12 protein-coding genes and 1 tRNA gene are annotated in these 21168 nt (G+C 43.3%); 8 read left to right on the top strand and 5 right to left on the bottom strand.

Going from position 1 to position 21168, the window contains the following annotated elements:
• Positions 1-13 precede the first annotated feature (13 nt).
• Positions 14-388, top strand: coding sequence for a hypothetical protein (locus A7P54_RS15090; protein WP_171550052.1), 375 nt, complete (start codon positions 14-16; stop codon positions 386-388).
• Here A7P54_RS15090 and wrbA read toward each other — a convergent pair.
• Positions 385-984 carry an NAD(P)H:quinone oxidoreductase gene (wrbA, locus tag A7P54_RS15085; RefSeq protein WP_005201140.1) on the bottom strand — a complete coding sequence of 200 codons (600 nt, stop codon included), beginning with the start codon at positions 982-984 and terminating at the stop codon, positions 385-387. The genes A7P54_RS15090 and wrbA overlap by 4 nt on opposite strands.
• A 113-nt stretch (positions 985-1097) precedes the next feature.
• Between wrbA and A7P54_RS15080 the strand changes: the two genes are divergently transcribed.
• Complete coding sequence (locus tag A7P54_RS15080; protein WP_171550051.1) at positions 1098-2348, top strand: YihY family inner membrane protein; 1251 nt, start codon at positions 1098-1100, stop codon at positions 2346-2348.
• A 26-nt stretch (positions 2349-2374) separates the two neighbouring features.
• On the opposite strand, the gene A7P54_RS15075 is transcribed toward A7P54_RS15080, so the two are convergent.
• Complete coding sequence (locus A7P54_RS15075) at positions 2375-3280, bottom strand: DMT family transporter (RefSeq protein ID WP_171550050.1); 906 nt, start codon at positions 3278-3280, stop codon at positions 2375-2377.
• 107 nt (positions 3281-3387) lie between these two features.
• Between A7P54_RS15075 and A7P54_RS15070 the strand changes: the two genes are divergently transcribed.
• A complete protein-coding gene (locus A7P54_RS15070) occupies positions 3388-4188 on the top strand; it encodes a helix-turn-helix transcriptional regulator (RefSeq protein ID WP_171550049.1) in 801 nt (266 codons plus the stop codon).
• A gap of 114 nt (positions 4189-4302) precedes the next feature.
• Here A7P54_RS15070 and A7P54_RS15065 read toward each other — a convergent pair whose 3' ends face one another.
• Both A7P54_RS15065 and A7P54_RS15060 read right to left on the bottom strand, forming a co-directional pair.
• Positions 4303-4944: a fumarylacetoacetate hydrolase family protein gene (locus tag A7P54_RS15065; RefSeq protein ID WP_171550048.1), complete on the bottom strand. Its 642-nt coding sequence runs from the start codon at positions 4942-4944 to the stop codon at positions 4303-4305.
• Positions 4945-4977: 33 nt separating this feature from the next.
• Positions 4978-5475: a YcxB family protein gene (locus A7P54_RS15060; RefSeq protein ID WP_171550047.1), complete on the bottom strand. Its 498-nt coding sequence runs from the start codon at positions 5473-5475 to the stop codon at positions 4978-4980.
• Positions 5476-5872: 397 nt separating this feature from the next.
• On the opposite strand from A7P54_RS15060, the gene A7P54_RS15055 reads away from it, so the two are divergent.
• A complete protein-coding gene (locus A7P54_RS15055; RefSeq protein ID WP_171550046.1) occupies positions 5873-7171 on the top strand; it encodes an SRPBCC family protein in 1299 nt (432 codons plus the stop codon).
• A 41-nt stretch (positions 7172-7212) separates the two neighbouring features.
• Here A7P54_RS15055 and A7P54_RS15050 read toward each other — a convergent pair.
• A tRNA-Arg gene (locus A7P54_RS15050) sits at positions 7213-7289 on the bottom strand.
• A 1910-nt stretch (positions 7290-9199) separates the two neighbouring features.
• On the opposite strand from A7P54_RS15050, the gene A7P54_RS15045 reads away from it, so the two are divergent.
• From A7P54_RS15045 to A7P54_RS15030, 4 genes are all read left to right on the top strand, one after another.
• Complete coding sequence (locus tag A7P54_RS15045; protein WP_354667341.1) at positions 9200-14077, top strand: hypothetical protein; 4878 nt, start codon at positions 9200-9202, stop codon at positions 14075-14077.
• Between the two features lie 611 nt (positions 14078-14688).
• A complete protein-coding gene (locus A7P54_RS18855; protein ID WP_216077125.1) occupies positions 14689-18258 on the top strand; it encodes a hypothetical protein in 3570 nt (1189 codons plus the stop codon).
• A 366-nt stretch (positions 18259-18624) separates the two neighbouring features.
• On the top strand, positions 18625-19734 hold the full coding sequence (locus A7P54_RS15035; RefSeq protein ID WP_171550045.1) for a porin: 1110 nt from the start codon (positions 18625-18627) through the stop codon (positions 19732-19734).
• A 397-nt stretch (positions 19735-20131) separates the two neighbouring features.
• Positions 20132-21127 carry a tripartite tricarboxylate transporter substrate binding protein gene (locus A7P54_RS15030; protein ID WP_171550044.1) on the top strand — a complete coding sequence of 332 codons (996 nt, stop codon included), beginning with the start codon at positions 20132-20134 and terminating at the stop codon, positions 21125-21127.
• Positions 21128-21168 lie beyond the last annotated feature (41 nt).

Below are 21168 nucleotides of genomic sequence, written 5' to 3'. Positions count from 1 at the left end.
CAGGAGAGAGTCGATGCAGCAACAACGTCAGCATCTCGCCCACTTTAAAGTGCATGAGCTGGTTCTTAGCCTCTCTCCCCTACAGTTCAATCCGCAACTGGTCTGCCAAATCGAAAAATCACTTGAACTCAGTTTCATCAACGACAATGAGCCGCATCGGGTATGTTTCGCCAACCAAAACACCGAATTACAAGATGCCTATAAACAGGTGTTTAGCGCAGTTGATCTACTCGATTATCTCTATGCAAGTTTAATCTCAGACCAGCAATGTGCAGAAAAAATACAACTACAGAATCCTGCCTTAGCTCCAATTCCCTATCCAACTGATAATCTTACTTTCTGGAGATTGGTCGCAACTGGGCGGAAATATCGACTTTCGCTGAGTTAAAATTTTCCAGCCAACGCTTTCACCACTTCACCTAAACGCTTGCCTTGTGCTTCACACAAGATTTTCTCATCTTGACTTAAGCTCTGATCATGACGTGGCCCACTAACATGACTGGCACCATACGGTGTTCCACCGGTTTTGGTATTGGACAAGGCTGGAATCGAATTAGGTAGTCCCATAATCAGCATGCCGTGATGAAACAACGGCGGTAACATCGTTAGCAATGTGCTTTCCTGCCCACCATGCATCGAACCAGAAGATGTAAACACACAAGCAGGCTTATGATGCAAAGCACCATTCAGCCATAGGCTAGTGGTTTGATCCCAAAAGTATTTCATCTCACTGGCCATATTGCCGAAACGCGTTGGCGAACCCAAGGCCAAACCCGAACAATGGCTAAGATCTTCTAAAGTGCAATAAATGTCGCCATCTGCTGGAATACTCGGTGCCGCTTCAGTCACAACGGTGGCTAAATTCGGCACGGTACGAATGCGTGCCGTCACCCCTGCAGCTTCTATTCCATCGGCAATCAGATGCGCCATTTGCTTGGTTGAACCATATTTACTGTAATAAAGAACAAGAACGTAAGGTTGCATCACTTTCAAGAATTTTGTTAAAAAGGACACTATACGACATTTTTTACTTTTTGAGCTGTAGTAAATCCTGTGATTAGACAGGATTTTTATTAAAAATAACTAGGATAGAACCCATGATCTTAAATCGTTATCTAAAAAAACTGCCTTTTTTAGAGGAAACATGGTTTCAATTTATTGTATTTGTGTTACGACGTTTTGAAGCAGATCGCTGTCGGGAACAGGCAGGTGGTTTAACCTACACCACCCTGTTTGCAGTGGTGCCGATGCTGACGGTTTTTTTAGTGATTATCTCCTCGATTAAAGCACTCGAACCTGCCAGACAGCAGCTACAACAGCTGATCTATAGTAACTTTCTACCAAAAAGCACCATCGCTTTTGACAAGGCCCTCAATGCCTTTACCGAAAAATCCAGTAACTTGACCATCATTGGTGTGCTGTTCCTGTTTGTCACCACCGTGCTGATGCTGACTTCGATTGAAAATGTATTTAACCGGATTTGGCGTGTTAAGGAGACTCGAACGGGCTTGGTCGGTTTTATGCGTTACTGGACCATTATTTCATTGGGGCCGATTGTTTTGGGCAGTGCTTTTGTCCTGTCTTCAACGGTAGCCTCAATCAATGTACTCAGTAATAATTTTGCGGGTTATCAACTCGATGGCTCTTTTATTCTGTGGTTAATTTCATTTTTATTAACCATTGTCGGTTTCTTTATTTTATATTGGACCATTCCCAACCGTATTGTTCCTGTTTTTTCTGCCTTCGTTGCCGCCTGCTTTAGTGCCACCATCTTCGAAATTTTGAAGCGTTTTTTTGGTTGGGTGATGAGTAACTTTACCAGCTATGAAATCGTGTATGGTGCCTTTGCAGCGGTACCGATTTTTCTGCTGTGGATTTATTTGTCTTGGAACATAATTCTATTAGGTGTCGAGATCAGTTATGCGCTCACCGCCTTCCATTCAGGTAAAGAACAAAAGCGTCATCCGATTTTAATGATGCTGGATATTCTGGAATTATTTTATAAAAAACAGCAAATCGGACAAAGTGTCAGCGAAAAAGAGCTGTTAAATATTATTGGTCGGGGTGAACTCGGTCGCTTACCATCTTATATCTTGCAACTGGAAGCCCAAAACCTGATTATGCGAACGGATAAAGATGAATATGTGTTAGTTCGAAATCTGGCTCAGGTGGATTTCTGGAGCTTCTTCACTGCCCTGCCTTATCCACTGCCATTACGTCCCGATGTTGAGCATATCCATCAGGATGATGAATGGATGGATCGACTCGGCCCTTCTTTGGTTGAAAGTAATGATTATTTAGCAGCCAAGCTTTCCATTCCACTGTCCACTCTGTTTGAACAGAAGTAACTAAAAGACCTCTTTCGAGGTCTTTTTTATTTCCTTAACCAGCCCTGTAAACTCACCACTACAATGCCAAGCAAGACCAACGCAGAACCAATCACAAAGTTCAGCTCAATTTTTTCGCCCAATAACCACACACCAAATGCCATCCCGAATAAAGGTGTCAGGAAGGAAAAGACGCCAAGGCGGGAAGCTAAATAATTACGTAGCAACCAAAACCATGCCAAGAAACTGGCGAAAGAAACCACCAAGGTATGAAAAGCCAAACTGCCCATCACCAATGGGGTGAAATGAATCGTGCCTTGCCCAAGAACCAGAGCCGCGCCAAACAACAGCACAAAACTACCCGCCAATTGATAAAACAAGGTTTGTGTTACGGCAGCTTGCGCCAGTGAGGATAAACGTACGGTAATGGTGGTTGCAGCCCAAGCAAGACTCCCTGCCAAAGCGAGCAAATCCCCCCATAACATCTGTCGATCCGCAATCGATGCTCCTGAGGCCGTACGTAAGAACGTCACCACGATCCCTAAAAAGGCAATCCCGATACCGCTCCATTGCAACAGACTGAGACGTTCCGAAGGAAGCTTCCAATGTAAGCCCAAGGCCACAAAAATCGGTGCTGTATACAGCAGCACCACGGCATGTGAAGCCGAGGTTAGCTGTAAAGCTTGTGCCAATAAAAAAAATTCTAAAGAAAATAGAAAAGCGACCAGTGCACCTGCTTTTAAATTCTGGCGATTAAAAAGTTGACTGGTTTTATCGAGGTAAAGTAAGGGTAAAAGCAGTATAGCGGCAAGGCCCGAACGTAGCGCGATTTGCATTAAGGGCGAAATATCAGGCGCTGCCATTTTTAAAATGACTTGTTGTAGTCCCCAGATCATACACAGTACGATCATCAGACCCGATGCCGTTGCATCTAATGCTTTACGCTCATCCATTGCGCGCTCCTGATTTTATGATTTGAGCACCAATATAAGACTGTCGTATTTTCATGATATAGTGAAAATACGACAATAGATGCGTATTTTCAGGCAATTCTCATGTTATGAAAAAATCAGCACAACGGATTCAAGATTTTCAGGCCATCCCGGCCTACAACGATATTCCTGCGCCCCTATGGCTTCAGATTCGGGATGCACCTGCAGAGACGTTTTATCCGAAACACGCGCATGCATGGGGAGAGTTTATCTATGCTTTTGACGGTGTTTTAGAGGTCAATATTGAGCAAATTCATTATTTAACTCCACCTCCTTATGGAATCTGGTTACCACCGCATTTACAACATAGTGGTATCAATCGTAATGAGGTCACGCATTGTACCTTGTATGTACATGAGTCACTCTGCCAAAACCTGCCACAACAGGCAGGCATTCTATTAACTGCACCGCTAGTCCCTGCGTTATTGGAACACATTCGCAAAAATTCGTTTTCTGAACAGGAAGCTGAATACTTACGCTTGTTGCAAGTTTTACTCGACTCACTGACGCATGCGGAGTTGGTCGGTAGTTATCTACCCACTACTGAACACCCTGCACTGGCTAAAATATTAATGCATTTGCATGAATTTCCTGCGGATAACAGTACCTTGCAACAGCTTGCACAAATGATCAATATGACTGAGCGCACCCTTGCTCGTTATAGCCAAAAAGAATTGGGGATGTCGTTGCACGAATGGCGACAACGCCTAAAGGTCATGAAAGCAATGTCGATGTTGAATCAGGGAAAAACCATTGAAACGATTGCGCTGGATTTAGGCTATGCCAGCTCATCGGCTTTTATTTATATGTTTAAACGTTGGATGCATTTCACCCCAGATCAATTTCGTAAACTGTATCAAGGGCGCTAAACCTTTCGTTTGCTCACCCAACTAGACGAACAGCTAAAAAGAAAATCACTTTTTTCAGGCATAAAAAATGGCGCTGATATCAATCACAGCGCCACCCTTTTATTTCATTGCAACTTAGGCTTTGACAAAGGTATCCCAGTCATACTCGCCAGACTGCGTAATCAATTTCATGGTCAATTGATCATTGGCACGTAATGCTCCAACACCAGCAGGTGTACCCGTCATAATGACATCACCAACTTCCAGACTAAACGATTTGTTAATCTCAACAAGTAGAGTCCCAATATCAAAGATCATATCTTTGATAAAACCGTGCTGACGGTCTACGCCATTGATATTCAAAATCAGCTCTAGCTCTTGCAAGTCACCAATTTCGTCTGCTTCAATCCAGTCCGCCAAAATACAGGCACCATCAAAGGCTTTAGCACGTTCCCACGGCTCGCCTTTGGATTTTAAATCACCCTGCAAATCGCGTAGGGTCAAATCCAGACCTAAAGTGATTGCACCAATGGCTTCCAAGGCTTTGGCTGGATCGGTTTCTTGCGATAAAGGATGTGCGATTTGCAAGCAAATTTCGCATTCATAGTGACACTCACCCAGTTCTTGATTCCAGCTTACACCTTGCGTCAAAGAACCAAGACTGCTGGGTGGTTTGATAAAAAGCAAGGCACGCTCAGGAATGGCATTACCTAATTCCTTGGCATGTTCGGCATAATTTCGACCCACACACACAATTTTTGAAGGACGTGTACTCATGAAAACTCCTTGTTCTTTCAACCGTCGATAAACTTACTTCTTGAAACTATTTTCAAATTTTGTTTGATCTGCTGAATCGCTAAACGCGCGTTTAGGTACGATCACCACAGTGTGGCTTTTCAGCTCTAACATATAAGTCAACTTGCCAACCGCAAATGATTGAACTTCAGCATACTGTGCACTTTGTTTTTTGCCTGCGGCATACAGTTCAAAATGATCTTGATAAAGATCAATTCCCTGTTCGCTTTTGCCAAACTGATAGCGTACAAATTGGCGCTTAAACAACATTGGCAACAACCAGTAGCGCATAACGGCTTGCATCACTAGAAAAAAAGCGCCCAGTGCAACGTAATAACGCCCAACACCAGAAAAACCTAAATAAATTCCCCACAAAATAATCGCAATACTAATCACCGGGGTTAAAAAGCGGCTAAAGGTTTTTTTGCCAAAAGTGACCAAAGCAAAACCATCTTGTGATTCTTCTAAATTCAAATAATAGCGCACCGATACACTTGGACGTTGTTCAGACATTTTTAATTTCTAACATTTGAAAAAAAACTGACCTATTAGAACATAAATGATTTAATGGGAAATCACATTTATCGCGATTTAATACAAAATTTAAATGATATTGTCACGCCATCTCATGCTTGTTTATGTTGCTTTCATTGAGTTATTTTATTTTTATAAATCAATGTCATGCCAAAATATATAAATATACTTTTATTTAATTTAAATCATTCTGATGTATAGAACTAGTAAGAAGTAAATGCCTAAAAAGCCTTGCTCGAAAGAATATTTCAGTGGGTTTTACACAATGCGACTATTTTTCATGCATAAAAAAATCTATTAATAAGCAATATTGATCGGCTTCTGACAAAGCGATCAAGTCATGGATGAAATCACGGATAAAAATCAAAGGAATGTGATGTCTTATTTGAATACGCTCATCTTGCCCTGCATTTTATTAGGGCTAACACAAAATTGCTTTGCACAAATCTTGCCTTGGACAGACACTATTCCAAGTGCCTTACAACCCTTTCAAAACAATCCGCAACTCTTGGCCAGTTATACTCAAAACAATATTTTCATCTATGGGCATCCTGCGGCTAAAACCTCAATCCCGACGCTAAAAAGTAACCCTCAACCCACTGCCAGCTTTAATTCAGCAGCCATTATTGTTCCTGTCAATGCACAGCAAGTCGCGAAAACACTGACTGATTTCAGCCAATATGTCGGTTTATTCCCAACGCTCAAATCGGCGAAGCCACTCGAACAATCAGGCAACATCGTAAAAATGAAATATCGTATCTCGATTCCAACACCGATTCCTGTGCTCAATTTTAATGAAGATGTCACCCTACAACACCAGATCAAGCCGAATAGCATTGCCAGTTTGGTGATTGATGCACCGATTCCCTACGGTGTCGGTAAATTTGAATGGTTTGCATTAGATGAACATCGAACCTTAATCACTTTGACTCAATGGGGCGATTTAAACCAGCCTAAAGGTTTTATTTTTAAGAAAATTCTAAATGCAATTCCCGAGGCAAAACTGGGCATTCCCAGTGGTAGTAATGCTTTTATTTTAGAGGCTTTACGAACTCGTTTTATTAAACCTAACCTTACCCCACTCAATGCAGGGCAAATTCCAAACCCACAACTAAATGCAGCTCAACTCAATAAAATCACGCAATTGGTTCAAACAACTCAGCAGCCTGTCAGTATTATTCATGCACCGACCAGTATGCTGTATACCCACGGTCGAGAAGCAATGCGCTTTACCACCACTTATCAATTTTATAAACAATCCCCTCAACCTTTACAAAAGTGGCTGAGCCCATTGGCCTACCAAGAGCTATTTCCTCGACAGATTAAAAAAGTGATTGCCTCTCCTATTCAAAATCAAGGACAGGATGCAGATATTCAAGTCAATGTTGGTCTTGGCGTGATCAATATTCCCTTTGCATTTAAACTACGTTTTAATTATCCGCAGGCAGATGAAAATAATTTTTATGCCAATGGCGGTGACTTACGTTTTATCAAAGGAAAAATGCAGCTGAGTTCCCTCAACCAAGGAACACTGTTGACCATGACCAGCGCAATGAAAATCGATGAAAAAGCCCCTTTTCTATTAAGGGCAATGCGTAGCCTGCCTTATCATGATGTACTTCCTGCGGTGGGTGGCAATGCCGTATTTGTACAAAAAATCAAAGCAAAAACTTAAGACGCAAAAAAACCGCAATTAAGCGGTTTCTTTATTCAAATTGGTGCGCTCAGAGAGATTCGAACTCCCGACCCCTTAGTTCGTAGCCAAGTGCTCTATCCAGCTGAGCTATGAGCGCATATTTGATGGAGGGCATTATACGCACTTTTCCACAAATGATAAGACCTTTTTCACAAGATCACGATCAACTGGCTATAGATTCAGCATTATTGGTTTTTTTAATGCCTATCGACTAACATTTCATCGGATTCCCATAACCCTGAATATACATCAATATTTGCTCACTCAGCATAAGTCGCAAGACAATTTCACGCCCAAAACAGCAACAATTATTATTAAAATTCAAATAAATATTATTTTTAGAATTTTTAATTCAGGCATTCACTTTGTACTTTTTATTAATAATCTACATTTTCATAATATCTTTTTGATTTTAACCATTTATCTCTAAATCATTATATAGCCCACTGTTTTATTTCACTTTTATACTTCTTTAAAAATATGATACACACTGCATTATTGACATCAAACAGATAACTAATAAATACTAATAACGATATTATGCGACAGGAGTCACATAATTATTAAGACTTAATAAAATAAAACTCCAATAATTATAGGTATATCGACATGTTATTTAAAAATATTTTATCACCCATTAAAGGTATTCTGTCTCTTTCTAGCAATAGTCAAGGATCCTCCTCTTCGGTTAATACTGTACCCACTGTAAAAAATACAGTTATCGAAGACAGCAGCACTCTTACTCATACAAATAGTGGTACGAATACGAGTCATGGCGGTTTGCTCAACGACATAGCGGCAGGTAATGGTAGTCAGAACTACGGTCCAGGATTAGGTAACGCAAACGATTTTAGCTTTACCCCCTCTTTCACAGCAGCGTTCCAGCCTTTCAGCAATTCATTTTCATGGCTAGGCACGACAACACCTCTTACAACGGCCAATACAACACCAACAACATCAACAACTCAAATCCACGATAACGATATTGTGAATAATAGTAATACCGGTACCCAAGCTGGCAATGCTAATGCTGGTGGCTTATTAAATGGTATTGCGGCAGGCAATGGTGAACATAATTATGGCGTTGGAAATGGCAATGCTGACGATGCCAGCGTAACAGTGCCATGGACCACGCCAGTTCAAGCAATCAGTAATTCAATCGCTGCCGTTGGTGGTGCTGATATCAACGCGGTGAATACATCACCCACAACCTCTTCAACCCAAATTCAAGATAATGATACGACTAACAACAGTAATACTGGCCTAGGTTCTGCTGGAAATGGCAGTGCTGGTGGTCTATTAAATGGGATTGGTGCTGGAAACGGCGAACAAAATTATGGAATTGGCAATGGTAATGGCGACGATGCTGGTATCACCACACCTGTTACGACACCATTCCAAGCAATCGGCAACTCAGCCGCAGCGATTGGTGGTGGTAATGTCAATGGAATTAATAGCACGTCAACAACCAATAGCAGTGTAATTGATGACAATGATACGACCAACAACAGCAATAATGGCGTTGGTGTAGCTGGTACTGGCAATGGTGTGGGTGCTGGTTTACTTAACGGCATCGGTGCAGGGAATGGTGAACATAACTATGGTATTGGCAATGGTAACGGTGATGATGCAAGTGTGACAGTACCTTGGACCACACCTGTTCAGGCAGTGGGTGATTCCGTTGCAGGCATTGGTGGTGGCGATATCAATTCGGTGAATACATCAACAACCAGTACCTCCAGCACAATCCACGACAATGACACCATAAATAATAGCAATAATGGTACGGGCCTAACGGGTACTGGCAATGGTCTTGGTGGCTTGGGTAACGGCCCAGCAGCAGGCAACGGACAACAAAACTATGGGATCGGCAATGGCAACGGTGATGATGCAAGTGTCACAACACCAATCACTGTGCCAGTCCAAACCATTGGGAATTCAGTCGCAGGAATTGGCGGTGGTGATGTAGCTTCTGCCAACAATACATCAACAAGTTCAACGACAACGATTCAAGATAATGACACCACCAACAACAGTAACAACGGTGTAGGTGCAGCAGGCAATGGCAGCAATGGTGGCTTATTAAATGGCGTATCTGCTGGCAATGGTGAACATAACTACGGTATTGGTAATGGCAATGGTGAAGATGTTGATATCACCACACCGTGGACCACACCTGTACAAGCGGTTGGCAACTCAATTGCAGGAATTGGCGGTGGCGATGTAGGTTCGGTCAATACATCAACCACGACATCAACTACTAATATTCAAGACAATGACACAACCAACAATAGTAATAATGCAACTGGTGTCCTTGGCAATGGTTCTGGCAGTTTAGCCAACGGCCCAGCAGCAGGTAATGGTGAACAGAACTATGGGATCGGCAATGGCAACGGTGATGATGCCAGCTTCACTGCACCCGTCACTGCCCCATTCCAAGCAATTGGCAATTCAGTTTCAGGCATAGGCACAAACGATGTCGACTCCGTAAACAATGTTTCAACCAGCTCAACTACAGCGATTCAAGACAATGATACAACCAACAACAGCAACAATGGGGTTGGATCAGCGACTAATGGTAATGAGGGTGGCTTACTTAACGGTGTATCTGGAGGGAATGATGAAAATAACTTCGGTATTGGCAATGGCAATGGTGACGATGCAGATATCACCACACCATGGACCACACCGGTACAAGCTGTAGGTAACTCAGTGACGGGTATTGGTGGCGGTGATGTTAATTCTGTCAACACTGCAGCAACGACATCGACCACACATATTCAAGACAATGACACCACCAACAATAGCAATCATGCGACTGGTGTGACTGGCAATGGTTTTGGCGGTATAGCCAACGGTCCAGCCGAAGGCAATGGTGAACAGAATTATGGTATCGGCAATGGCAATGGCGATGATGCAAGTGTCACCATACCAGTGACCTCGCCTTTCCAAGGTCTAGGCAACTCAGTTTCAGCAATTGGTGGTGGTGATGTTAATTCGGTGAATACTGCTCCGACCAATGCCTCTACTGTGATCGAAGATAACGACACCATCAATAACAGCAACAGTGGTGTTGGTGCAACAGGCAATGGCAGTTCAGGCGGTCTATTAAATGGTGTTTCTGCAGGCAATGATGAGCACAACTATGGTATCGGTAACGGCAATGGTGATGATGCCAGCGTCACGACACCCATTACGACACCAGTCCAAGTTCTTGGTAACTCCGTTGCAGGCGTTGGTGGTGATGTAGACTCCGTCAATACAGCGCCAACCAACACATCAAATATTGTTTATGACAACGATACAACCAACAATAGTAATAATGGCATTGGCACAAATGCAGGCAATGGCCTTGGTGGTTTAGGTAATAGTCCAGCAGCAGGCAATGGCGAACAAAACTATGGTATTGGCAATGGCAACGGTGATGATGTAGATATTACTGCCCCATGGACCACACCTGTTCATGTCTTAGGTAATTCAGCTGGTGTTATCGGCGGTGGCGATGTTAGTTCTGTCAATAATGGTTCTACCAACACACTTAACTATGTACAAGACAACGATACAACCAACAATAATAACAATGGCACTGGTGTCACTGGAACAACAGGCAATGGTGCAGATGGCTTACTCAATGGTGTAAGTGCTGGTAATGGCGAGCACAATTATGGCATTGGTAACGGCAATGGCGATGATGCCGATTGGACATCACCAGTGACAACACCGATCAACTTTATGGGCAACAATGTCTCTGGACTGGATAATGACAATGATCCTAATGGCCTAGGTAATACCTCAACCAATACAGCAACAACCAATACAACCAACATCGTCTCAGACAATGACAACATCAATCATAGCAACAACGGTACTGGCGTAGGTGATGGCACTGGCAACGGTGTAGGCGGACTACTCAGTGGCGTTGGTGCAGGTAATGGTGAACAGAACTACGGTATTGGTAATGGCAATGGTGATGACGTTGATGTTGTTACACCTGTCACCACTCCAATCAATGGTTTAGGTAATGAGTTTTCCTTTGTTGGTGATGCAAATAATGCATCCCACAATAATGCAGCAACCACAACAACCAATACTGTATTAGACAATGACACCACCAACAACAGTAATAATGGTGGTACTGGAACCGCCACAGGTAATGGTGTTGGCGGTGGTATAGGCAATGGCATTGGTGCAGGTAATGGTGAACATAACTACGGTATTGGCAATGGCAATGGCGATGACGCAAGTGTAACCATGCCTGTTACCGCGCCAGTCAACGGCTTAGGTAACTCTTGGACTTTCTTTGGTGATACCACTAATACATCTGTCAATAACGGTTCAACCACAACAACCAATAACCTGCAAGATAATGACACAACCAACAATAGCAATAACGGTACAGTTGTAGGTGGTGCCGCTGGTAATGGCGTTGGCGGTGGTATAGGCAATGGTATTGGCTCTGGCAATGGAGACCATAATTTTGGTATTGGTAATGGCATCGGTAGTGATGCCAGTGTCGTCGCGCCAATCACAAGCCCTGTTAATTTCTCTGGTAATGCAGGCTCTATTTTTGGTAATGCAACATCAAACTCAATTAACAACTCCTCTACAACAGCCAATAACAACTTCCAAGACAACGATACGATCAACAATAGTAATAACGGTGGCGTAGGAACTGGCTCTGGCAGTGATCTTGGAGGAATTCTGAATGGTATTGCCGCAGGCAATGGTGAACACAACTACGGTATCGGTAATGGTATTGCAGACGATTCGAGTATCGTGATCCCAATTACCACACCATTAAATGCATCAGGGAATGCCTTCTCAATTTTTGGTGATGCAACGTCAAATTCACAAAATAATTCCTCAACCACGACCAATAACAATGTCCAAGACAACGATACAACTAATAACAGCAATAGCGGCGGTAACGGTGCAGATGGCTTAGGTGGCGGTATTGGTAATGGCATCGCTTCAGGCAATGGTGAACACAATTACGGCATTGGCAATGGTATTGCAGATGACGCAAGTATTATTATCCCGATCACAACGCCTGTGAATGCATCAGGGAATGCCTTCTCCATCTTTGGAAATGCGACAGCAAATTCAACCAATAATTCATCTACGACAACCAATAACAATGTCCAAGACAATGATACAACCAACAATAGTAACGGCAGCGGTACTGGTATCGGTTCTGGCGGTGGTATCGGTAATGGTATCGCATCAGGCAATGGTGAACATAACTATGGTATCGGCAATGGTATTGCGGATGACGCAAACTTTGTCGCACCCATTGCAATCCCTGTTAACTTCTCTGGCAATGCCATTTCCTTATTTGGTACTGCAACATCAACTTCAACCAATAATGCAACAACGACTACACATAATAACTTCCAAGACAATGACACCGAAAATAATGGTTCAATTGGCAATGGATCTGGTGGTATCGGCAATGGTATTGGTGCAGGCAATGGCGACCATAACTATGGTATCGGCAATGGCGTTGGAGATGGTACCAACGTCGTCACTCCTATTACCATTCCAATCAATTTCTCAGGCAATGCGATCTCTGTACTCGATTTAAATAGCATCTCTCACGGTGATCTCGTTACTCCTGTAACCAATCTCGTCACGGTTGTGACTGGTGATGCTGATAGCACAGGTGTCTTAGGTACTGTTACAGGCGCAGTCGGCGGTGTAACCGCTAGCGTAGAAGGCATTATTAGTGGCGATTACAACCCTATTGATGTTGTCACGGGTATTGTTGGTGGTGTCCTCAGTGGTGAGGGTGGCAGTCCTCTTGATCTGGTGACTGGTCTGGTTGGTGGTGAAGGCGGCAATCCTCTCGACATCATTACGGGAACAATTGGTGGAGTGATTGGCGGTGATGGCGGCCCTCTAGGCGCAGTCACTGGCATTATCGGTGGTATCACTGGTGGCATCGACGGTGGTGATGGTGGCCCTCTTGGCGCAGTAACAGGCATTATCGGTGGTATCACTGATGGCATCGGTGGTGGTGATGGCGGCCCTCTAGGCGCAGTCACTGGCATTATCGGTGGTCTTACTGGTGGTATCGGCGGCGGTGATGGCGGTCCTCTAGGTGCAGTCACTGGCATTATCGGTGGCATTACGGGCGGTATTGGTGGCGGTGATGGTGGCCCTCTCGGTGCTGTCACTGGCATTATCAGTGGCATTACGGGTGGCATCGGTGGTGGTGACGGTGGTCCTCTAGGCGCAGTCACTGGCATTATCGGTGGTCTTACTGGCGGTATTGGCGGTGGTGATGGTGGTGGTGGCCCTCTGGGTGCAGTCACTGGCATTATCGGTGGCATTACGGGTGGTATCGGCGGTGGTGATGGCGGCCCTCTGGGCGCAGTCACTGGCATTATCGGTGGTCTTACTGGCGGTATTGGCGGCGGTGATGGCGGTCCTCTTGGTGCTGTCACTGGCATTATCAGTGGCATTACGGGAGGTATTGGTGGCGGTGAAGGTGGTCCTTTAGGTTCAATCACAGACATCATTAGTAGCATCACGGGTGGTATCAGTGGCGATGGTATTCTTTCTGGTATTGCCCAACCGATCGACATGGTGATTGGTAGTGGTAGTTCAGCAATCAGTAATCTACAAGATAGTCTCGGCGATCTCGCGAGTGGCAATATTATGGAAGGTCTCAGCAACCTTATCCATATTAACTATGACAATAGTGGTAGCAGTAACAGTCTAGATAGTCTTCTCACTGCAATTACTGGCACACTTTCAACTTCTTCGGGCATTGCTGTGGGTGAACCAAATCCGAATGGTGGAAGTATTACCGACCTCATTTCAGTTTCATCTCCTTTAACAAGCCTAACCGATCATTTGTTCGGCTCACTTCATCATTTTTAAAATACAAGCATAAGAACAGCCACTTTCATCTGTGGCTGTTCTTTGCAGCTTAAGCATTTCATCAATCAAAGATGAACATACTCTAGGAAACATATATTTAATTGGTAAGTTTTTTTAAACAACAAGTCAATCACACCATAAATAGTACGACTTTAGATTAGTTATGATTTTAAAAAAATGAATGAAGAAAAAATTTAAAATATTGATCTTTATTGATTAAATAAAACCGAAAAACACTGGAAATATTTTTTTGCAAACGAGTAACAAATTTTAAAACTTTCTTTCCAGCACCTTCTTCACAAGACATAGATTGTACTCAAATAACACTTTAATTATATGATAAATAAAACTTATCTCACTATGATTAAAATCCCCTTACCCTTTCAAATAAAATACAAGTGTAAATTTAGTTAAAATTAACAACCCATAAATATATTAAAATTCAACATTTTAAATCCACATTTAACAATCATATTCTAGCCCGTTACAGATTGACAAAATAACTGCCACATATAACACTAAATATGATTAATGTGACTTTAATCACAAAAAAATCATAGCAATTTAATAATTACTCAAAACAACACAACTTTAAAAATATAGGTATCGTTATGTTTTTCAAAAGTCTTTTGTCACCCATTAAAAGTATTACTTCAAGCTTAGTTGATAGTAGTACATCTACATCACACGTTGGCGGTTCAATCCTTGCTCCTTTGTCCTTGTCTACAATTACAAATATCGTTTCAACAAATACCGTAACTCACACGGTAAGCAATCTTACAGGTGGAGCAACCAACAATCCTATAAGTTCAATTACTAGCGTTCTGGGAAATGTAACAGGTAGTAGTAGCCCAATTTCTACAGTCACAAATATTTTAGGCGGTGTTACTGGCGGGGCAAGTGGTAATCCACTTGGTGCAGTGACTGGAATCATTGGCGGTATTACCGGTGGAACTGAGGGCGGCCCACTTGGTACAGTCACAGGAATTATCGGAGGTATTACGGGTGGAGCAAATGGTGGTCCACTTGGTGCGGTAACGGGAATCATTGGCGGTATCACCGGTGGAGCTGAAGGCGGTCCACTTGGTGCAGTGACTGGAATTATTGGTGGCATCACGGGTGGTGACCTAGCGAACAACCCAGTCACAGGTATTGTTCAAAGTGGTATTGATGTCCTTCAAGGGCTTGAGAGTTTAAAAACCGATATCATCAATACAGGAATTAATACTGTTGCTGGCACGGTCATTAATGCAGTGCATCAATCTGAACACCCAATTGGAGACCTAGCAAATCTGGGTACCCTCACTTTTGAAACTTCGCGCGATACGGTAAACGGTACACTAGAAACCGTCTCCCACCTTGCTGGTGCAGATATTGGCGGGGCAATTGGTTCTGCAACAGGTGTCATTGGTACACTGGTGAATAATGGGTCTACTGCATCAGGTCTGGTTCAACATATTATAGGGGATGTAACCAACATTGGTAGCACAGGTCCATTAGGTTCTATCACAGGTATCATCGGTGGGATTACTGGTGGTATCGGCGGTGGTGAAGGCGGTCCTCTTGGCGCAATTACAGGTATCATCGGCGGCATAACTGGCGGTGAAGGTGGCCCTCTTGGCGCAATCACTGGCATCATTGGCGGCATTACTGGCGGTGATCTTGGCAATAACCCTATCACAGGTGTCATCCAAACAGGTATCGATGTGCTTCAAGGTGTTGAAAGCCTAAAAACAGATATTATCAACACTGGTATCTCTACGGTAGGTGGTGCAATTAGCGGTGTTCTTCCGGGCGTTCATCCAGTCACAGATCTCACCAATTTAGGCACCCTCACCTTTGAAACTTCGCGCGATACCGTAAACGGTACATTAGAAGCAATTTCTGATTTAGCAGGTGCGGATATCGGTGGTGCTGCGGGTTCTCTCACAGGTGTTGTCGGCACATTGATTAATAATGGTTCAACTGCTTCTGGTCTGGTTCAGCATATTGCTGGTGACCTCACTGATGTTGGTGGTCTCATCGGCGGTGTGACTGGTGGTATCGGTGGTGGCGAAGGCGGTCCTCTTGGTGCAATCACAGGAATCATTGGCGGCATTACTGGCGGTATCGGTGGTGGTGAAGGTGGTCCTCTTGGCGCGATCACTGGCATTATCGGTGGCATCACGGGCGGTATTGGTGGTGGTGAAGGTGGTCCTTTGGGCGCGATCACTGGCATTATCGGTGGCATCACGGGCGGTATTGGTGGTGGTGAAGGTGGCCCTCTTGGCGCGATCACTGGCATCATCGGTGGGATTACTGGTGGTGACTTGGGCAACAACCCTGTCACAGGTGTGATCCAAACAGGTATCGATGTGCTTCAAGGTGTTGAAAGCCTAAAAACAGATATTATCAACACAGGGATTACTACAGTAGGTGGCGCAATTAGCGGTGTTCTTCCGGGCGTTCATCCAGTCACAGATCTCACCAATTTAGGTACCCTCACCTTTGAAACTTCTCGCGATACGGTAAACGGTACTTTAGAAGCAATTTCTGATTTAGCAGGTGCTGATATTGGTGGTGCTGCGGGTTCTCTCACAGGTGTAGTCGGTACATTAATTAGCAACGGTTCAACTGCTTCTGGTCTGGTTCAGCATATTGCTGGTGACCTCACTGATGTTGGTGGTCTCATCGGCGGTGTGACTGGTGGAATTGGTGGCGGTGAAGGCGGTCCTCTTGGTGCAATCACAGGTATCATCGGCGGCATTACTGGCGGTATCGGCGGTGATGAAGGCGGTCCTTTAGGTTCAATCTCTGACATCCTTGGCGGTATTACTGGCGGTATTGGTGGTGGCGAAGGAGGTCCTCTTGGCGCGATCACTGGCATCATCGGCGGCATTACTGGTGGTATCGGTGGCGGTGAAGGCGGTCCTTTGGGCGCGATCACTGGCATCATCGGCGGCATTACTGGCGGTGGTGAAGGTGGCCCTCTTGGCGCGATCACTGGCATCGTTGGTGGCATTACTGGCGGTGATCTTGGCAATAACCCTGTCACAGGCGTAATCCAAACAGGTATCGATGTACTTCAAGGCGTTGAAAGCCTGAAAACAGATATTATCAACACAGGCATCTCTACGGTAGGTGGTGCAATTAGCGGTGTTCTTCCGGGCGTTCATCCAGTCACAGATCTCACCAATTTAGGCACCCTCACCTTTGAAACTTCGCGCGATACCGTAAACGGTACTTTAGAAGCTATTTCTGATTTAGCAGGTGCGGATATTGGTGGTGCTGCGGGTTCTCTCACAGGTGTAGTCGGCACACTGATTAATAACGGTTCAACTGCTTCTGGTCTGGTTCAGCATATTGCAGGTGACCTCACTGATGTGGGTGGTCTCATCGGCGGTGTGACTGGTGGAATTGGCGGTGGTGAAGGTGGCCCTCTTGGTGCGATCACAGGTATCATCGGCGGCATTACTGGCGGTATCGGCGGTGGTGAAGGCGGTCCTTTAGGTTCAATCTCTGACATCCTTGGCGGTATTACTGGCGGTATTGGTGGTGGCGAAGGAGGTCCTCTTGGCGCGATCACTGGCATCATCGGCGGCATTACTGGCGGAATCGGTGGCGGTGAAGGCGGTCCTTTGGGCTCAATCTCTGACATCCTTGGTGGTATCGGTGGTGGCGAAGGTGGTCCTTTAGGCTCAATCACTGGGATTATCGGTGGAATCACTGGCGGTATCGGTGGTGAAGGTGGTCCTTTAGGCGCAGTTACTGGCATTATCGGTGGCATTACTGGCAGTATCGGTGGTGAAGGTGGTCTAAGTGTGATTACAGATATTCTTGGAACCATTAATAATGGTGCAAATAGCGGAGACGTTATCGCAGGAATTGCTCAACCGATTCAAACTGTCATTAGCAATGGCAACATTGCAGTAGACACATTACAAGATCATGTCAGTACCCTATTCAGCGATGGTTCATTAGAGAGTATCAATAATCTAATTAGTGTCAGTGTTGGAAATGGAGATTACAGTCTTCATGGCAGTGTAGACGGAATTTTAGATGCATTGACTGGAACCGTCACTTCTGGCATCGCTGTTGGCGAACCAAATCCAAATGGTGGTTCGTTAACCGATCTTGTATCTCTACAAACGCCTCTCAACAACCTGACAGATCATCTATTTAGTTCCGTAAATCATTTCTAAATAAATCAACTCAAAAAGCCGCTGATATCAGCGGCTTTTTATTTTTAAAACATTTATGAATGCTATTTTTTCAGTTAAATTTAGTACTTCTATTTTTCAACCCAACACATTATGTTTATAATTACTGCACAAAATGTTTATTAATTTAAAAATCAAAATTACTCAAAGCCATAAATTTAAACATTTATAAAATTATAAAAATACCAATCAAAACAACATAAGACAATTAAATACCAAAAACCATAAAAACTAAATAAAATCCCCAAGAGCCTTTTAAATTAGGCTCGATTAATTCCCCCTTAAACCTCAAGTAAAAAGAGACCGGGATTAATTACACATAATTTTTAATTTGTTAGGATGACATCAATGAAAATTAATTTTTTTATCGCCAGTATGCTTTGCATGGCAACCAGTTCAGCATTTTCATCACCTAAATTCTATGGTGAGATTGATACCAGTATCGATTATATCCCCGAAAAAAATGCGAATTCTGCTGACCGTGATACCTGGAAAATGAATAGCAATAGTTCATTTCTCGGGATTAAAGGTGAGGAAAAATTAACCAGTCGTTTAAGTGCACTTTATTTAATCGAATGGGCATTTAATGCCGATGGAGATGGAACGGACTGGTCTCATCGAGATCGATATATTGGCTTAAAAGATGAAAAGTTTGGTACGTTAAAAGTGGGTAAAAATAATTCTCCTTTAAAAAAAATGTCGAGTGCTGTAGATAGTTTTAATAATTATATGCGTAACACTGCCGATGTGAGAGGTATTATGCCGGGTGAAAATCGGATCAATAATTCCGTGGTTTATGATTCACCCAAAATCACAGTCAGTGATGAAGCCAATCTTGCGTTCAGTGTTTTACTTGCGACAGGAGAGGCCCAAGGCATTGCCAGTAGTCAAGGAGGCGTTACTGTAGACGGCAATGGTTTAGGTGATGCATGGTCAACCTCCCTCACCTATACCAGTCCAATGTTTTTAGCTGGAATTGCCTACGACAAAGCGATTCCAAGCAACTTCCTAGGTCGTGGTTTCTTGAATGCTGCTGATCCTCATATTGATATTAATCGTGTATTTGCTGCTGCAAATACGATTCGTCTAACAAGCCTAATTAAACCCATCGAAGGAATGGCATTAAAAGCATTGATACAAACATCAGAGGTTGAAGAAGCCAGCGGTAATCAAGCAGGTGCAGCTAATATTGATCAATCAATAGGTTGGCTCGTAGGTGCTGAGTATCGCTTGTCAAACGATTCGAAATGGAATGTAAAAGCCCAATATAGCCAGAATTCAACCCGTTTTAAAAATGACGATGCAAACTATGATGCTAAACAAATTATGACAGGAGTTGATTATCTATTTAACAAACAAGTCAAGGCATATGGCTACACAGCTTATGCAAGTTTCAAACAGGCAGATTTAGAAGATAAGCAACCTGTCATTGGGACTGGTTTAGAATTTAAATTTTAGAACAAAAAGATAATCCCTCCCAAAAGCCTAAAGCCCATTAACTTTAGGCTTTTTTACATCCATAAAAAATTATTTATCAAATAATGAGCACTAAAAACCTAAAATATCAAATACAGCGTCCTATACTGATAAATAAAAAATTAACACTTTTTAATTTAATCAATAAAAACAATATTTATTTCAAAAATAAATTATTCGAAAAATTATATTAAAAAAAAGAATCTCTACAACCCAAGCGATAATGCTAACCTTTTTACGTACCTTTTAAAGCACTAAAAATAGAGAAGAGTGGAGTTTTAAATCTTCTTGTATTAACCCCAATAATCAAGCAATGACGCTTAGATAAAATATATGCATTATGCATATTAAAACAATGATGAATGGAGACATATTAAACATGTTAAGAAGCGTTACCTTTACCAGCACCTTAATTATTTTAGGCTTAAGTCTTACAGCATGTACAAAGAATAAAACGGTCACTGGAGAACCCAAACGCCCTGAATGTATTGCACCTGCAAAACCTGGTGGTGGCTTTGATCTCACCTGCAAACTCACTCAAAATGCATTTAAGGAAACTGAGCTCTTAAGCTCCCCTATGCGTGTCACTTATATGCCGGGTGGTGTTGGGGCTGTTGCATACAATAAAATTGTTGCCAATGATCCTGCCAATAACAATGCCATCGTCGCTTTTTCAACGGGCTCACTCCTGAATCTAGCCCAAGGAAAATTCGGACAATACAACGAAAAAGATGTTCGCTGGTTAGCTGTAGTCGGAACTGATTATGGGGTCGTTGCCGTCAATGCAGAATCGCCTTATCAGAATTTGAATGACTTGGTCGCAGCCCTAAAGAAAAATCCAAAATCTGTCAGTTTTGGTGCTGGCGGTAGTGTCGGTGGTCAAGACTGGATGCAGACAGCGATGCTTGCCAAAGCAGCAGGCGTTAACCCTAAAGAGATGACCTATATTGCATTAGAAGGCGGTGGTGAAGCGGTAACCTCTGTTCTAGGTAATCATATCCAAGTGGTCAGTGCTGGAATTGCAGAAGTAATTCCACACGTCAAATCTGGAAAATTACGCGCATTGGCTGTATTCGCACCGGAACGCTTACCCAATGCACTGGCTGATATCCTGACCGCAAAAGAACAAGGCTATGACATCCAATGGCCAGTGGTACGGGGTTACTATGTCGGCCCTAAAGTCAGTGATGAAGCCTATCAATGGTGGAAAACCGCTTTTGAAAAAATGATGGCCGACCCTAAATTTGCCAAATCCAGAGAGCAATTCGATTTACTCCCGCTCTCCATGACAGGTGAAGAACTCGATCAGTTTGTTATGCAGCAAACCAATCAATTACGTGTCTTATCTAAAGAATTCGATCTCATCCCCCAATAATCCGAAAACAATAAAAGTATTTTGATCACGCATCTTCCGTG

The organism is Acinetobacter sp. Ac_3412 (assembly GCF_013072675.1).
In the GTDB taxonomy this organism is placed as follows: Bacteria; Pseudomonadota; Gammaproteobacteria; order Pseudomonadales; family Moraxellaceae; genus Acinetobacter; species Acinetobacter higginsii.
The sequence above is the reverse complement of the archived record's forward strand: the minus strand, read 5'-3'. Positions and strand labels throughout refer to the sequence as shown.

Coding starts and splice junctions, on each gene's coding strand:
- A7P54_RS15090 (WP_171550052.1), top strand. CDS start 14: ATGCAGCAACAACGTCAGCATCTCGCCCACTTTAAAGTGCATGAGCTG.
- wrbA (WP_005201140.1), bottom strand. CDS start 984: ATGCAACCTTACGTTCTTGTTCTTTATTACAGTAAATATGGTTCAACC.
- A7P54_RS15080 (WP_171550051.1), top strand. CDS start 1,098: ATGATCTTAAATCGTTATCTAAAAAAACTGCCTTTTTTAGAGGAAACA.
- A7P54_RS15075 (WP_171550050.1), bottom strand. CDS start 3,280: ATGGATGAGCGTAAAGCATTAGATGCAACGGCATCGGGTCTGATGATC.
- A7P54_RS15070 (WP_171550049.1), top strand. CDS start 3,388: ATGAAAAAATCAGCACAACGGATTCAAGATTTTCAGGCCATCCCGGCC.
- A7P54_RS15065 (WP_171550048.1), bottom strand. CDS start 4,944: ATGAGTACACGTCCTTCAAAAATTGTGTGTGTGGGTCGAAATTATGCC.
- A7P54_RS15060 (WP_171550047.1), bottom strand. CDS start 5,475: ATGTCTGAACAACGTCCAAGTGTATCGGTGCGCTATTATTTGAATTTA.
- A7P54_RS15055 (WP_171550046.1), top strand. CDS start 5,873: ATGTCTTATTTGAATACGCTCATCTTGCCCTGCATTTTATTAGGGCTA.
- A7P54_RS18855 (WP_216077125.1), top strand. CDS start 14,689: ATGTTTTTCAAAAGTCTTTTGTCACCCATTAAAAGTATTACTTCAAGC.
- A7P54_RS15035 (WP_171550045.1), top strand. CDS start 18,625: ATGAAAATTAATTTTTTTATCGCCAGTATGCTTTGCATGGCAACCAGT.
- A7P54_RS15030 (WP_171550044.1), top strand. CDS start 20,132: ATGTTAAGAAGCGTTACCTTTACCAGCACCTTAATTATTTTAGGCTTA.